13 protein-coding genes are annotated in these 14,044 nt (G+C 42.1%); 5 read left to right on the forward strand and 8 right to left on the reverse strand.

What is annotated here, in order from left to right:
- Window positions 1-254 precede the first annotated feature (254 nt).
- The 7 genes from gyrA to dnaA all read right to left on the reverse strand — a co-directional run bounded on the left by gyrA (window position 255) and on the right by dnaA (window position 9,296).
- On the reverse strand, window positions 255-2,786 hold the full coding sequence (gene gyrA, locus ACI35L_RS04265; RefSeq protein ID WP_049672642.1) for a DNA gyrase subunit A: 2,532 nt from the start codon (window positions 2,784-2,786) through the stop codon (window positions 255-257).
- A 126-nt stretch (window positions 2,787-2,912) separates the two neighbouring features.
- The gene (gyrB, locus tag ACI35L_RS04270) at window positions 2,913-4,820 is read right to left on the reverse strand and encodes a DNA topoisomerase (ATP-hydrolyzing) subunit B (RefSeq protein ID WP_231589615.1); all 1,908 of its coding nucleotides are present in this window, start codon (window positions 4,818-4,820) and stop codon (window positions 2,913-2,915) included.
- 72 nt (window positions 4,821-4,892) lie between these two features.
- Window positions 4,893-5,129, reverse strand: a complete 237-nt coding sequence (gene remB, locus ACI35L_RS04275) for an extracellular matrix regulator RemB (protein WP_049672644.1) — start codon at window positions 5,127-5,129, stop codon at window positions 4,893-4,895.
- Window positions 5,130-5,138: 9 nt separating this feature from the next.
- Window positions 5,139-6,257 (reverse strand): DNA replication/repair protein RecF, encoded by a 1,119-nt coding sequence (gene recF, locus ACI35L_RS04280; RefSeq protein ID WP_049672645.1) that lies wholly within the window; start codon window positions 6,255-6,257, stop codon window positions 5,139-5,141.
- Window positions 6,258-6,273: 16 nt separating this feature from the next.
- Window positions 6,274-6,486, reverse strand: a complete 213-nt coding sequence (gene yaaA, locus ACI35L_RS04285) for a S4 domain-containing protein YaaA (RefSeq protein ID WP_049672646.1) — start codon at window positions 6,484-6,486, stop codon at window positions 6,274-6,276.
- 118 nt (window positions 6,487-6,604) lie between these two features.
- Window positions 6,605-7,738, reverse strand: a complete 1,134-nt coding sequence (gene dnaN, locus ACI35L_RS04290; protein WP_049672647.1) for a DNA polymerase III subunit beta — start codon at window positions 7,736-7,738, stop codon at window positions 6,605-6,607.
- A 205-nt stretch (window positions 7,739-7,943) separates the two neighbouring features.
- On the reverse strand, window positions 7,944-9,296 hold the full coding sequence (gene dnaA, locus ACI35L_RS04295) for a chromosomal replication initiator protein DnaA (protein ID WP_049672648.1): 1,353 nt from the start codon (window positions 9,294-9,296) through the stop codon (window positions 7,944-7,946).
- Window positions 9,297-9,860: 564 nt separating this feature from the next.
- Between dnaA and rpmH the strand changes: the two genes are divergently transcribed.
- The 4 genes from rpmH to jag all read left to right on the forward strand — a co-directional run bounded on the left by rpmH (window position 9,861) and on the right by jag (window position 12,164).
- A complete protein-coding gene (gene rpmH, locus ACI35L_RS04300; RefSeq protein ID WP_066109727.1) occupies window positions 9,861-9,995 on the forward strand; it encodes a 50S ribosomal protein L34 in 135 nt (44 codons plus the stop codon).
- Window positions 9,996-10,291: 296 nt separating this feature from the next.
- A complete protein-coding gene (gene rnpA / locus ACI35L_RS04305) occupies window positions 10,292-10,636 on the forward strand; it encodes a ribonuclease P protein component (protein WP_049672649.1) in 345 nt (114 codons plus the stop codon).
- A 122-nt stretch (window positions 10,637-10,758) separates the two neighbouring features.
- Complete coding sequence (spoIIIJ, locus tag ACI35L_RS04310; protein WP_049672650.1) at window positions 10,759-11,547, forward strand: YidC family membrane integrase SpoIIIJ; 789 nt, start codon at window positions 10,759-10,761, stop codon at window positions 11,545-11,547.
- A complete protein-coding gene (gene jag, locus ACI35L_RS04315) occupies window positions 11,544-12,164 on the forward strand; it encodes an RNA-binding cell elongation regulator Jag/EloR (protein ID WP_049672651.1) in 621 nt (206 codons plus the stop codon). The genes spoIIIJ and jag overlap by 4 nt, the downstream gene beginning before the upstream one ends.
- Before the next feature lie 32 nt (window positions 12,165-12,196).
- On the opposite strand, the gene ACI35L_RS04320 is transcribed toward jag, so the two are convergent.
- Window positions 12,197-12,670, reverse strand: coding sequence for an RrF2 family transcriptional regulator (locus ACI35L_RS04320; RefSeq protein ID WP_049672652.1), 474 nt, complete (start codon window positions 12,668-12,670; stop codon window positions 12,197-12,199).
- A 149-nt stretch (window positions 12,671-12,819) separates the two neighbouring features.
- On the opposite strand from ACI35L_RS04320, the gene hmpA reads away from it, so the two are divergent.
- Window positions 12,820-14,001 carry an NO-inducible flavohemoprotein gene (gene hmpA, locus ACI35L_RS04325; protein WP_049672653.1) on the forward strand — a complete coding sequence of 394 codons (1,182 nt, stop codon included), beginning with the start codon at window positions 12,820-12,822 and terminating at the stop codon, window positions 13,999-14,001.
- The last annotated feature ends 43 nt before the right edge of the window (window positions 14,002-14,044 follow it).

Here is a 14,044-nt window from a genome sequence, read left to right on the forward strand (position 1 = left end):
GTTTTGTTTAGTTTTCAAAGAACAATCTGTTTCGTTGTCGTTTTCAGCGACTTTACTATCATACCAAGTCAGCTTCATTTTGTCAACAACTTTTTATCTCTTTTTTTCTTTCGTGACCTGCTTTTCTCGGTCAGCTAAATCAGTATACCAACATATAGACTGGTTTGCAACATCTTTTTTCTCTTTTTATGTATTTCTTTTAAAAGATATAAAGAAAGCCAGGAGGTGAACAAGCACTCCCTGGCTTAAAACCATTATTCTTCGCCTTCATCAGACTCTGTCGTTTCACCATTTGCAGGTGTTTCTAGAATTGTTTCTTCATTTTCCTCATCAGAAACATCCTCTGATTCAGGTTCCTTCTCAACCTTCGCCACAGTGGAAACATACTGATCTGGCCCATCTTCAAGTCTGATCAGCTTAACGCCCATTGTGTTTCTTCCAAGGCGGGAGATTTGGCCAACATCCATACGAATAATGACACCATTAGCGGTAATAACCATTAAGTCTTCTTCACCTGTTACAGTTTGGACTGAGACAAGCTCTCCGTTCTTATCAGATACATTACATGTCTTGATACCTTTACCGCCTCGGCTTTGAATACGGTACTCTTCTTCGCCTGTACGCTTACCGTATCCTTTTTTGGTTACGATAAGAATGTCATCCTTCTCTTCAAGGATGTCCATTCCGACTACCTCATCACCATCACTCAAACTGATGCCTTTAACACCTGTAGCCGTACGGCCCATAGAACGTACATCCGTTTCTGGGAATCGGATAAGAAGCCCATTTTTCGTACCAATAATAATATCGCGTTCCCCATCTGTTAATTTAACAGAGATGAGTTCATCATTCTCACGCAAGCCTAAGGCAATTAAACCGTTGTTACGGATATTAGAGAAGGAGGACAATGGTGACCGCTTAGAAATCCCCTGCTTCGTTGTGAAGAAGAGGAACCAATCGTCCGCAAACTCTTGAACCGGGATGATGGCATTGACCCATTCTCCTTGATCTACTTCAAGCAAGTTGATGATTGGAAGTCCCTTAGCTGTGCGTCCGAATTCAGGAATCTCATACCCCTTCGAACGATATACCTTCCCTTTATTGGTGAAGAATAAAATCGTATCGTGGGTAGAGGTTGTTAGCAGGTGCTCAACAAAGTCATCTTCGTGAGTTCCCATTCCTTGAATTCCGCGACCTCCCCTTCTTTGGCTCCGGTAGGTGGAGGCAGGAAGACGTTTGATATAGCCCTTATTCGTAAGAGAAATAACGATGTTCTCTTGAGGGATAAGGTCTTCATCTTCAATGCTTTCGAGACCAGCAAGTACGATTTCTGTGCGTCTCTCATCATTATAACGCTCTTTAATATCAAGCAATTCCTCACGGATAAGCTCTAGAAGCTTCCCTTCATCCGCAAGGATTGCTCTTAATTCACCAATCAAGGTCATTAATTCGCTATATTCCTGCTCAATTTTGTCACGCTCGAGACCTGTTAATCTTTGCAGGCGCATATCGAGAATCGCTTGGGCTTGTTTCTCGCTCAATTCGAACTTCGTCATCAAGCCTTCACGCGCGATATCTGTTGTTTGAGATCCACGGATCAAAGCAATGATCTCATCGATATGGTCAAGGGCAATTCGCAGCCCTTCGAGAATATGAGCTCTAGCCTCAGCCTTCCGAAGCTCATATTGAGTACGGCGGCGGACAATGACCTTCTGATGCTCTAAGTAATAGTAGAGCATTTGTTTAAGGTTCAATACCTTTGGCTGGTCATCAACAAGAGAAAGCATGTTGATTCCGAAAGTAGTTTGCAATGCTGTGTGTTTATAAAGATTGTTCAAAAGAACATTCGCATTGACGTCACGTCTTAACTCAATAACGATTCGCATACCGTTACGGTCTGATTCGTCACGAAGGTCTGTAATCCCTTCTACCCGCTTGTCGCGAACAAGCTCAGCAATTCGCTCTACCAATTTCGCCTTATTCACCTGGTAAGGAATTTCGGTGATAATAATCGATTGTTTGCCGTTTGATTTTTCTTCAATAAAGGAGTTGGCACGAAGCGTAATAGAACCCCTTCCTGTCTCATAGGCCTTCCGAATTCCGCTTCTGCCAAGGATTTTACCGGCAGTCGGGAAGTCAGGGCCCGGAATGATCTCCATAAGCTCCTGAATTGTAATCTCAGGATCCTTACTTAAGGCTAGCACGCCATCAATAACCTCACCTAATTGGTGAGGCGGAATATTCGTTGCCATCCCAACGGCAATCCCAGCTGAACCATTGACTAAAAGGTTCGGGAAACGGGATGGAAGAACAACAGGTTCTTTTTCAGAACCATCATAGTTATCCCGATAATCAATCGTATCCTTATTCAGATCTCTAACAAGCTCCATTGAGATCTTCGACATACGTGCTTCTGTATAACGCATCGCCGCTGCTGAGTCTCCATCGACAGAACCGAAGTTACCGTGGCCTTCGACAAGCATGTAGCGATAGTTGAAATCTTGCGCCATGCGGACCATTGTTTCATAAACAGCTGAATCACCATGCGGGTGATATTTACCGATTACTTCACCGACGATACGAGCTGACTTCTTAAATGCCTTATCAGATGTCATCCCTAAATCATTCATCGCATAAAGAATCCGTCTGTGTACCGGCTTTAGACCGTCACGTACGTCCGGCAATGCCCTCGATACAATAACGCTCATCGCATAATCCAGGAATGATGTTCTCATTTCCTGAGTAATATTTATCTCTTTTACTCTTGGGTTTTCCATTTCCGCCATGGAACTACCTCCTCTTATCCACGAACTCCTGTTTTACAAGTAAAAAGACAGGATAGATAGGCCTATCCTGCATGATTACCTATAGGAACCTGGAACGCTCTAATCAGGTACCTGCCAAACCATTTATCATATATCAAGGTTCTTAACGTATACCGCATTGTCCTCAATGAAGTTACGGCGCGGCTCAACCTTGTCACCCATCAGCATCTCGAATGTTTCATCCGCGTCAATGGCGGCTTCAAGACTAACTTGAAGGAGTGTTCTCGTATCTGGGTCCATCGTTGTATCCCATAATTGTGTTGCGTTCATTTCACCAAGACCTTTATAGCGCTGCAAGCCCGGCTTTGGCTGTGCTGGAAGCTCAGCCATAATCTTCTCAAGCTCGCGGTCATTATAGGCGTATTCTACTCGCTTGCCTTGCTGTATTTTATATAGCGGTGGCTGCGCGATATAGATGTAGCCATGCTCAATGATTGGTCTCATATAACGATAGAAGAACGTTAACAATAATGTTCTGATATGGGCGCCATCAACATCGGCATCAGTCATGATTACGACCTTATGATAACGTGCTTTAGAGATATCAAAGTCTTCTCCAATGCCTGTTCCAAGAGCCGTAATGATATTGCGAATCTCCTGGTTGCCGAGAATCTTATCAAGGCGTGCCTTTTCAACGTTAAGAATCTTACCTCTTAGCGGCAGGATTGCTTGGAAATGACGATCACGTCCTGTTTTCGCTGAACCACCCGCAGAATCACCCTCTACGATGTAGATTTCACTGATAGAAGGATCCTTGGATGAACAGTCTGCAAGCTTACCTGGCAGGCTGGAGATCTCCAGGGCACTCTTTCTTCTTGTCAGCTCACGTGCTTTTTTCGCTGCAGCTCTTGCTCTTGCAGCCATTAAGCCTTTTTCAACGATTTTCCTAGCGACAGATGGGTTCTCCAGCATGAATTTCTCCATCTTCTCTGAGAAGAGATTATCGGTGATGGTTCTTGCTTCAGAATTCCCTAATTTTGTTTTTGTTTGACCTTCAAACTGCGGGTCCGGGTGCTTGATGGAAATAATGGCTGTCAATCCTTCGCGCACATCCTCCCCCGTAAGGTTTTGGTCATTATCTTTAAAGATGCCGTTCTTACGGGCATAATCATTGATGACTCTCGTTAAAGCGGTCTTAAAGCCAGATTCATGTGTACCGCCTTCATAGGTGTGAATATTATTCGCAAATGAATAAATATTGCTCGCAAAGCCATCATTGTATTGAAGGGCTACCTCGATGGAGATACCGTCTTTTTCCCCTTCGACATAAATTGGTTCCTCGTGGAGTACCTCACGTGTACGGTTTAAATGCTCTACATAGGATTTAATTCCGCCCTCATAGTGATACTCATTAAATTTATCTTCTTCGCGGTCGTCGCGAATCGTAATCTTAATGCCGCGGTTAAGGAAGGCTAACTCCCTTAAACGAACTGCAAGGATGTCATAATCATATATAAGGGTTTCAGTGAAGATTTCACCGTCTGGCTTAAAAGTAATGGTTGTTCCCGTCCGGTCAGACTCTCCCGTAATTTGGAGGTCACCCTTTGGAATCCCTCGTTCAAATTTTTGAACATGGATTTTTCCTTCACGTTCAACCTGCACCGTTAGCTCAGTGGAAAGGGCATTAACTACAGACGCGCCAACACCGTGCAATCCGCCTGATACCTTGTAGCCCCCGCCGCCAAATTTACCTCCGGCATGCAGGGTTGTCATGATGACTTCAACTGCCGGTCGGCCAACCTTTTCATGGATACCTACAGGAATCCCGCGCCCGTTGTCTTTGACCGTGATGCTATTGTCGGGGTTGATAATGACATTGATTTCATCACAATATCCGGCCAGTGCCTCATCAATACTATTATCGACAATTTCCCATACTAGATGGTGCAATCCTCTGCTGCTTGTTGATCCAATATACATACCCGGCCGCTTTCTTACTGCCTCAAGGCCTTCGAGTATTTGTATCTGATTTTCATCATAGGACCCATTTTGGATATCTGTTTGTTCCGTAGTCAAACCCATTCACCTACACTTTTCATGCATTTATTTCAAAACTTTACTTCTCTTTTAAATACGAACCTTTGATGATTTTCGTTTTAATGCTGCTGACCCTAATGAGGAGAGATATATGTGGTTATTTGTGATGACGATCGATTTAGCTGGTGGATGTTCAGCTAAGCGGATGACGTCGTTTTCCGAAATAAACTCTTTCAATAATGGTGAGCTATCAAGGAGCTTTGCATCCAAAATAGCCACAATCTCACTTGTCTTCACTACCGTATCATTACCGATATGAAGGTACACTCCGTCACCTCATTTCATTCTGGCCATTGTGCCGCTTTTCACTTGGAAGGTCGCAGCCTCCCGTAATGTTTGATGATCGATGCCCTCTACACTCGTCGTTGTCACGAATGTCTGTACCTTTCCCTGTATAGTGTTCAATAGGTGGGATTGGCGGTAATCATCCAATTCAGACAAGACATCATCAAGCAAGAGGATTGGATATTCATTGATTTCAGAATGAATCAATTCAATCTCCGCCAGCTTCAGGGACAAAGCGGTTGTCCGCTGTTGACCTTGTGAGCCGAAGGTTTGTACATCTCTTCCATTGACGAAAAACTCCAAATCATCTCTGTGCGGACCAATCAGCGTTGTACCGCGTTCCTTTTCTCTCATTTCTATTTTATCAAATTTTTCCTGAAATCTTTCTACTATTTTCGACATATCCATAGATTCTGATACCTCTATAGATGGTTTATATCGAATTTCGAGGGTTTCAAGGCCTCTTGAGATGCCCTGATGAATTGGTTTTGCCCAATTCTGCAACAGGTCTAGGAACTCAAATCGCTTCATGAGTATTCTCGCAGCATAATGAATGAATTGTTCTGTCAGTACAGCAAGCATCGTATCATCCGTAACCTTTCTCATCTGAATCTGCTTCAAGAAGGCATTGCGTTGATGCAGAATCTTTTGATACTGGCTGTATTCATGCAAATAGACAGAGGAAACCTGTCCAATCTCCATGTCAATGAAACGCCTTCTAATTTGCGGGCTTCCCTTGACTAAATTTAAATCCTCTGGAGCGAACATCACGACATTCATATTTCCAATATATTGACTAAGGCGTTTCTGTTCGAGGTGATTGCATTTAGCTTTCTTGCCTTTCTTGGAGATTGTCAGCTCAAGGGGGATAGATCCGTTATTCTTTTTTACTCTACCCTCTATTCTAGCATAATCTTGGTCCCAACGAATGAGATCTTTATCATTTGAAGTCCGATGTGATTTTGCCATTGCGAGCACATACATGGCTTCCATGACATTTGTTTTCCCTTGGGCGTTTTCACCTAGAATGACATTGACCTTGTTCTCAAATTCCGCCGTCAAACTCTCATAATTCCGATAATGTTGAAGAGCAATCTTTTCAAGATACATAATTAGGTCCTTTGCTTTATTCCGTGATTATATAGGAACCGATTTCCGGTACCTCAATACGATCGCCAACGCGGAGTTTCCTGCCTCGTCGGACATCCAATTCTCCGTTGATATAAACTTCGTATTCTGAAAGGAACCATTTTGCCGCTCCGCCAGAATCAATGATGCTGGCCAGCTTCAAAAATTGTCCAAGGGTTATATATTCTGTTTGAATTTGAATAGATTCCATTTCAAAAAATCCCACCTGTAAAAGTCTCTAAAAGTTTATTTTACTAAATAAAATGATTTTACACAAAAAAACCTGTTCTAGGGTCAATCCGACGAACAGGCTTTCTCAAAGCAATCAATTAATACGTTCTCACTGGCAAAATTAATTGAAGCATACTCTCATCTTCCACACCTTTTAAGACAAATGGTCTCATAGCTCCTGTGAAATTGATCGTTACTTCTGTTACATCCAGCGCCTTCAATGCATCCATCATATATTTTGCACTAAAGGAAATTTTCAATTCTTCTCCTTCAATAGAGTGTGTCAAAATTTCCTCTGTAACAGTCCCTACTTCTGGTGTATGGGAGGAGATTTCAATATAAGAACCTTCAAGGGTAGAAAGTTTAACGACATTGTTTCGGCTTTCTCTAGCTAATAGAGAGGCACGGTCAATGGCATGCAATAATTCCTTCGTATTGATTCTTACATCCGTTTTACTCTCATTTGGAATTAGACGAGATGTGTCAGGGTAATTGCCTTCAAGTAACCGAGAGAAGAACAATAAATTCTTGGATTTGAAGAGAACTTGGTTTTCAGTGAAAATCATTTGAATTTCTTCATCCGTATCATCAAGGATCTTACTGAGTTCATTTAAGCTCTTCCCTGGAACGACGACACTATGGCTATTTCCATTGCCGCTGATTGCCGTTTTCCTCATAGCTAACCTGTGAGAGTCTGTTGCAATACAGATTAATTGACCATCTTCAATACGCCAGTTTACACCTGTCAAGACAGGGCGTGTTTCTGAGGTGGACACTGCAAAGATGGTTTGCCTAATGATTGTTTTTAGTAAATCAATTGGCATGGAGTACATATTTTCTTCCTCAATTTGCGGAAGCTGTGGATAATCCTCTGCATTTAATCCATTTAATTTATACTCTGCTTTTCCTGAGCGAATCAAGGTTTGTAAATGTGATTGGACTTCAATTTCTACTGTATTCTCGGGCAGCTTTTTAACAATTTCAGCAAAGAAACGAGCTGGAAGAACGATCGAACCTGTTTCTTTAATCTCAACAAGCTCATTACCCTCTTCTTCAGAAGGAATATAAGATTCAATAGAGATGTCAGAATCGCTCCCTGTTAAAGTGACGCCTTCTTCGTTTGCTTTTAATTTAATCCCCGTCAAGATCGGAATCGTTGTTCGAGTGGATACTGCTTTTAGAACATCATTGACGCTTTGAACCAAACGGTCGCGCTGAATAATAATTTTCATTAGTAATCCTCCAAATTGTGACTAATCTTAGATACATATTTATTATTTATTTTAATAAAAAAATAGAAGAAGTAATAGTAGGCCCTGTGAGTATGTGGATAACTCGAAAAAATGACGGAAAAACAGTCTATCCACATGTGGACAGACTGTGACTAATCTTGGGTGTTAAACGGTTCTTATCAACAATAGAATAATCGGCTGTTGATTAATGAACGTTAAGCGTACTATTGATTTCTTTAATATGTTCTTGAAGCTGTGTGTCAGTTTGCATGAGTTTTGAAATCTTTTCATGGGCATGAATAACTGTTGTATGGTCCCGGCCTCCGAACTCTTCTCCAATCTTCGGTAAAGAGGAGTCTGTGAGCTCACGGGATAGATACATAGCAATCTGTCTTGGATAGGCAACTGATTTTGTTCGTTTCTTTGCCTTGAAGTCTTCGAGCTTCACATTAAAATGTTCTCCAACTGCCCTTTGAATATCCGCAATTGAGATGATTTTCGGTTTCGAATTCGGAATGATATCCTTTAAGGCCTCTGCTGCTAAATCTGCGTTTATATCCTTATTGATGAGGGAAGAATAAGCCACTACCCGAATAAGAGCTCCCTCCAGCTCACGGATGTTGGAGTCAATTTGGTTGGCAATGTAGATCATGACCTCATTGGAAATATCAAGCCGCTCAGCCTTTGCCTTCTTACGAAGAATCGCAATCCGCGTCTCAAGGTCAGGAGGTGTGATATCCGTGATCAAGCCCCATTCAAAGCGGGATCGCAGGCGGTCCTCAAGTGTCGGAATCTCCTTCGGAGGGCGGTCACTTGAAATGACAATCTGCTTGCTTTCCTCATGAAGAGCGTTAAATGTATGGAAAAATTCCTCTTGGGTTGATTCTTTCCCGGCTAGGAATTGAATATCATCTATTAATAGAACATCGACATTCCGATATTTGTTTCGGAAGTCTTCCGCACGGTTGTCACGAATGGAGTTAATGAACTCGTTCGTGAATTTCTCTGATGATAGATAAACCACCTTGGCAGAAGGATTATGCTCAAGTACATAATGACCAATCGCGTGCATTAAGTGTGTTTTTCCGAGTCCAACGCCCCCATAGATGAAGAGGGGATTATAGGCTTTAGCTGGTGCCTCTGCTACCGCAAGAGAGGCGGCGTGTGCAAACCTATTCCCAGAGCCGATGACAAACGTGTCGAACGTGTATTTAGGAATCAATAGGGTCTGCGGTATTTCATGCTGCTCATCTTGATTTTTCTTCACTTTCTTGGCTGGAGCAGGAAGATCATATTCTTCTTCTGTTTGGTTATGAGGAATGATGAACTTCACTTCCAAATGTTCGCCAGTGATTTCATATAGGACATCTCCAATGACCTCTGAATAGCGTTCCTCAAGCCAATCGCGCGCAAATTCGTTCGGAGCCACGACAGTCAGTGTATCCTTTTTTAAGGAATGAACCTTTGTCGATTTAAGCCATGTCTCAAAGCTCGGCTTGCTTATTTTCTTCTCTAGTATGGATAAAGAATGCTTCCATAGTTCTTCTATGTTTTTCACTTGTCGATCCTCCTTCTGACAGCCAATTCACCTTAACCCGCTAGAAATATTTACGAAAAGGATAGGGAATGTATAAAAATAAGTAACCATGTATAAGGAAATTTATGAGGGTTTTACGTTTTCGACAATATCCACCACCTGTGGACAAAGTTATTCCGTACTGTTTATAAAACTATCCACAACTTATTAACATTCTGTGGATAGTTTTCTCTTGTGGATAAGTTATCAAGAATGAAAACATAAAATATAATATCAAAAAATAACAGTAGTTGCAACGTTTTTTATTATTTATCCACAACGCGCACGACGTGGGGATAAAAGTTTTCCACAAGGGAGTGGATTGTGAAAAACCTGTCGAAAAAGGATGTGGATTGTGGAAACCGATTAATTTAATTATCCACAACATATCCCATAACAACAAGTATAAAATTCACGTTGACTAGAAAGAATAAAAAATCGGCAGATCGGAGACGTTAATGAAAGTATAAGTTGACAATTGGGTATCTGCCTCTATATACTTGTAAGGACTGTCTTTAACTGTAATCCTCAGGGAGGTGTACTATAATGAAAAGAACGTACCAACCAAATAAACGTAAACACAGCAAAGTTCATGGGTTCCGTGCCCGTATGAGCACTAAAAACGGACGTCGCGTACTTGCTGCACGTCGTCGTAAAGGAAGAAAAGTATTGTCTGCCTAAGACCACTGACCATTTCAGTGGTCTTTTTTTCAGGTGGACTACAATAGTCATCGAATAATGGCCCTTTAGCTTTGGAGCGGGAGCCCTTGACTAGGCAAACTTGCATAGAAGGGGCACTTGACCGAGTGAAGGGCCATTTTGACTGTCAGTATATAAATGAACATGATTATGGTTTAATAAGAAAGAGACTTTTAATAAACTGGTAAATGGTCAATGCTTAAAGAGGAATGAAAATGTTCCGGGTTTTTGAAACAAATTCATACGAATAACGTAGAGTACTAGGTGCAGGTGGACACATGAATAAGGAAAGAAGAATTAAGAAGAACCAAGAGTTTCAGGAGGTCTTCAAGAAGGGGCAATCCTTTGCCAACCGCCAGTTTGTCGTATATGTCCTTGAAAGGAAAGAGCAAGAGCAGTTCAGGCTCGGCTTGTCTGTCAGCAAAAAGATTGGCAATGCCGTCACGCGCAACCGCGTGAAACGGTATGTTAGACAAACTTTCCTTGAGATGGAGGATCGAATCAAGACAGGAAATGACTATATCATCGTTGCGAGAAAGCCTACACATGCGATGGATTTTCATGAGACGAAGAAGAGCCTTACACATGTTTTGAAACGAGCATCTGTCTTGAAGAGATACTGAGTTTTGCAATTTGTCGCAAAAACGATTGAACAGGATAGGCATTGCGATAGAAAAGATGTTAAAATACATTCATTGGACAAGAGGTTCAAGAGACCTCTTAAGTAGTTAGGAGGAAAGAAGGCTTGAAGAAGAAACATTTGCTTCTCTTTGGTTCAGTCATATTTCTCATTGCTTTCCTATCAGGGTGCAGCGAGATCAATGAACCAATCACATCAGAGAGTGAAGGAATCTGGAATACGTATTTTGTTTATCCGCTTTCCTGGTTGATTACGAAAATGGCAGAATTACTTGGCAACCGTTACGGATTATCCATCATAGTTGTCACAATCTTTGTTCGACTTCTCATTTTGCCATTGATGATCAAGCAAATAAAAAGCACAAAGGCTATGCAGGCAATTCAGCCTGAAATGAATCGTTTGAAGGAGAAATACAGCTCCAAAGATGCAGAAACACAGCAGAAGCTGCAGCAGGAAACAATGGCCTTGTTCCAGCAGCATGGTGTTAACCCATTAGCAGGATGTCTGCCAATCTTTATTCAGATGCCGATTTTGATTGCATTCTACCATGCGATTATGAGGACGACTGAAATAGCCAATCATAGTTTTCTGTGGTTCGATTTAGGGGATAAGGACCCGTTCTTCCTCTTACCGCTTATCGCAGGTGCAACAACATATATCCAACAAAAGATTTCTATGGTTGGACAAGATAATAACCCAACAATGCAAATGATGCTCTACATCATGCCGATTATGATTATCGTGTTTGCGATTAATTTCCCGGCTGCATTATCTCTTTACTGGGTTATTGGTAACCTATTCTCTATTGCTCAAACTTACTTCATTAAAGGTCCAGATATTAAGCAAGCGAAATCTGACAAAGCAATGGCTAGAGCTGGAGGTAAGAAAAAGTGAAACAAGTAACCGCAACTGCCCAAACGGTGGATGAAGCCGTTGAATCTGCAATGAAACAATTAAACGCGTCCAAGGATATGATTGAAGTTCAGGTCGTGGATGAAGGCAAAAAAGGCTTTTTGGGCTTATTTGGCACAAGGCCGGCCATTGTTAAAGTCATCTTGAAGCGGGATCCATTGGCAGAAGCCAAGCGCTTTATTGAAGACGTCGCAGAGAAAATGGGTGCGCCGGTGCAAGTGACACTGAAAAAGGAAGGTAAATTAGTCATTTTTGAGCTGTCTGGCGAGAAAATTGCCATGTTAATTGGTAAAAGGGGACAAACCCTCAATTCATTGCAATACTTGACTCAGCTTGTGGCTAATAAGCACTCCGAGCAATATTTGACTGTTATGCTGGATGCAGAGGATTACAGAAGCAGAAGGACACAGACGCTCACGCAGCTTGCAGAGAAAATGGCAAGCAAGGCTCTTTATACGAAAAAGGAAGTCCCGCTTGAGCCGATGCCATCCTATGAGCGGAAGGTTATCCATTCAGCATTGATGAACAAGAAGAATATTAAGACTTACTCCGCGGGGAATGAACCGAATCGCTATATTGTGATTGCCCCGCATAAATAAAAAATGCCGGCCAAGGATTTGGCCGGCATTTTTTATTGGTCCAGATTTGAATCATTTGGGGAAGGCTCAGAGGGGGCTGATTGCTGCAGCATCTTCAGGAGCATTCCTTTGTTTCTGGATATATCCTCTAGAGAATAAGCATCAAGCACCCCAATGAAGGCTAGGAGAGCTTGATTCAAAATGCTCCTGAGTGAACAAACAGGTGATATCGGGCAATGATCATCTGACGTGAAGCATTCTACAATAGCAAAATCCTCTTCGGTCTTTCGAACAAGCTCCCCAATATTAATATCCATCGGATCGATGGCTAGACGGATCCCGCCATTTCTTCCCCTGATCGTTTCGATATAGCCTAATTTCCCTAAATGATAAATAATCTTCGTCAAGTGATTTTTGGATATGCCATAGGCGGCCGCAATATCCTTGATATTGACTAATTTATGAGTATCAGCGCTTAAATACATTAAGACGCGAATCGAATAATCCGTATAACTCGTTAATCGCATGATCAATCCCTCTCTTTCTGCCTGCGATATGTATTATTCATACTATCATATTTAAAAGAAGTATTTTAAATATTGCTTTTATTATTATTTATGTGGATAATAAAGATGTATTTAAAATACATCTTTTAGAAACAGAGGGAGTGATTGGGATGTTATCAGCTAAAACGATTGAAATTGTTAAGTCAACAGCCCCTATTTTAGAAACAAGAGGGAAAGAAATAACCACCGCCTTTTACAGAAATCTATTTGTGAAACACCCTGAGCTTTTAAATATTTTTAACCATGCGAACCAAGAAAAGGGGCGCCAGCAAACGGCTCTTGCCAATACGGTGACAGCGGCAGCCCATTATATTGACAAGCTGGAGGTCTTATTGCCAGTGGTAAAACAAATTGCCCATAAGCATCGAAGCTTAGCCATTAAGCCTGAGCATTATCCTGTTGTTGGAGAGAATTTGCTTGAAGCCATTAAGGAAGTGCTTGGGGAAGCGGCTACAGATGAAATTATCGGGGCTTGGGCAGAAGCATATGGCGCAATCGCTGAAGTATTCATTGCGGTTGAGAAAGAAATGTATGAGGAAGTAGAAAGAGCAGACGGCGGATGGGCTGATTATAAGGAATTCATTGTAACGGACAAAGTGGCGGAAAGTGACGTGATCACCTCCATTTACTTAAAGCCTGCAGATGGCAAGGCTCTTCCGGAATTCAAGCCGGGCCAATATATGACCATCAGAATTTCCATCCCAGGTGAGGAATATTTGATGAACCGTCAGTACAGCTTGACCTGTTCCCCAAATAAGGAGCAGTACCGGATATCCGTGAAGAAGGAGCTCCCTGGAAACAGCCCGGATGGAAAGGTTTCGAATTTCCTTCATACCCATCTGAATGTAGGAGACCGCTTGGAGGCAACAGCCCCAGCTGGGGACTTTACCCTAGATGTAACGGGTTCAGAACCAGTTTACTTCATCGCCGGAGGGGTTGGAATCACGCCATTTATGAGCATGCTCCATACCTTATCTGACCGGAATCCTGAAAGAAAAGCTGTTTTGAAGCATGCAGTGAGAAATGAGCAAGTACAGGCATTTAAAGAGGAGCTAAAGCAGCTGGCTGAAAAGCTGACTGACTTCGATGCTGAATTTTATATTAGTGACAGCCAAAGGAAAATGACCTCCGAAGATCTTCAAGGTCTTGATGCGAAGGGAATCTACTATGTATGCGGGCCGGCAGGATTCATGAATTTTGCTGTGAGCTCCTTGCGAGAAGCAGGTATTCATGCCGAGCAGATTCATCATGAATTCTTCGGACCTGCTATGCAGCTCGAGGAGAGTAAATAAGCTTTATCTTGGCGATAATAAGGGTATAGGCTGACTTTACCCG

The organism is Pradoshia sp., assembly GCF_051873915.1.
Classification (GTDB): domain Bacteria; phylum Bacillota; class Bacilli; order Bacillales; family Pradoshiaceae; genus Pradoshia.

Bases quoted from the DNA above. Each gene is read 5' to 3' on its own strand.
- gyrA (WP_049672642.1), bottom strand. From the start codon at position 2,786: ATGGCGGAAATGGAAAACCCAAGAGTAAAAGAGATAAATATTACTCAG.
- recF (WP_049672645.1), bottom strand. From the start codon at position 6,257: ATGTATCTTGAAAAGATTGCTCTTCAACATTATCGGAATTATGAGAGT.
- yaaA (WP_049672646.1), bottom strand. From the start codon at position 6,486: ATGGAATCTATTCAAATTCAAACAGAATATATAACCCTTGGACAATTT.
- dnaN (WP_049672647.1), bottom strand. From the start codon at position 7,738: ATGAAAATTATTATTCAGCGCGACCGTTTGGTTCAAAGCGTCAATGAT.
- rpmH (WP_066109727.1), top strand. From the start codon at position 9,861: ATGAAAAGAACGTACCAACCAAATAAACGTAAACACAGCAAAGTTCAT.
- rnpA (WP_049672649.1), top strand. From the start codon at position 10,292: ATGAATAAGGAAAGAAGAATTAAGAAGAACCAAGAGTTTCAGGAGGTC.
- ACI35L_RS04320 (WP_049672652.1), bottom strand. From the start codon at position 12,670: ATGCGATTAACGAGTTATACGGATTATTCGATTCGCGTCTTAATGTAT.
- hmpA (WP_049672653.1), top strand. From the start codon at position 12,820: ATGTTATCAGCTAAAACGATTGAAATTGTTAAGTCAACAGCCCCTATT.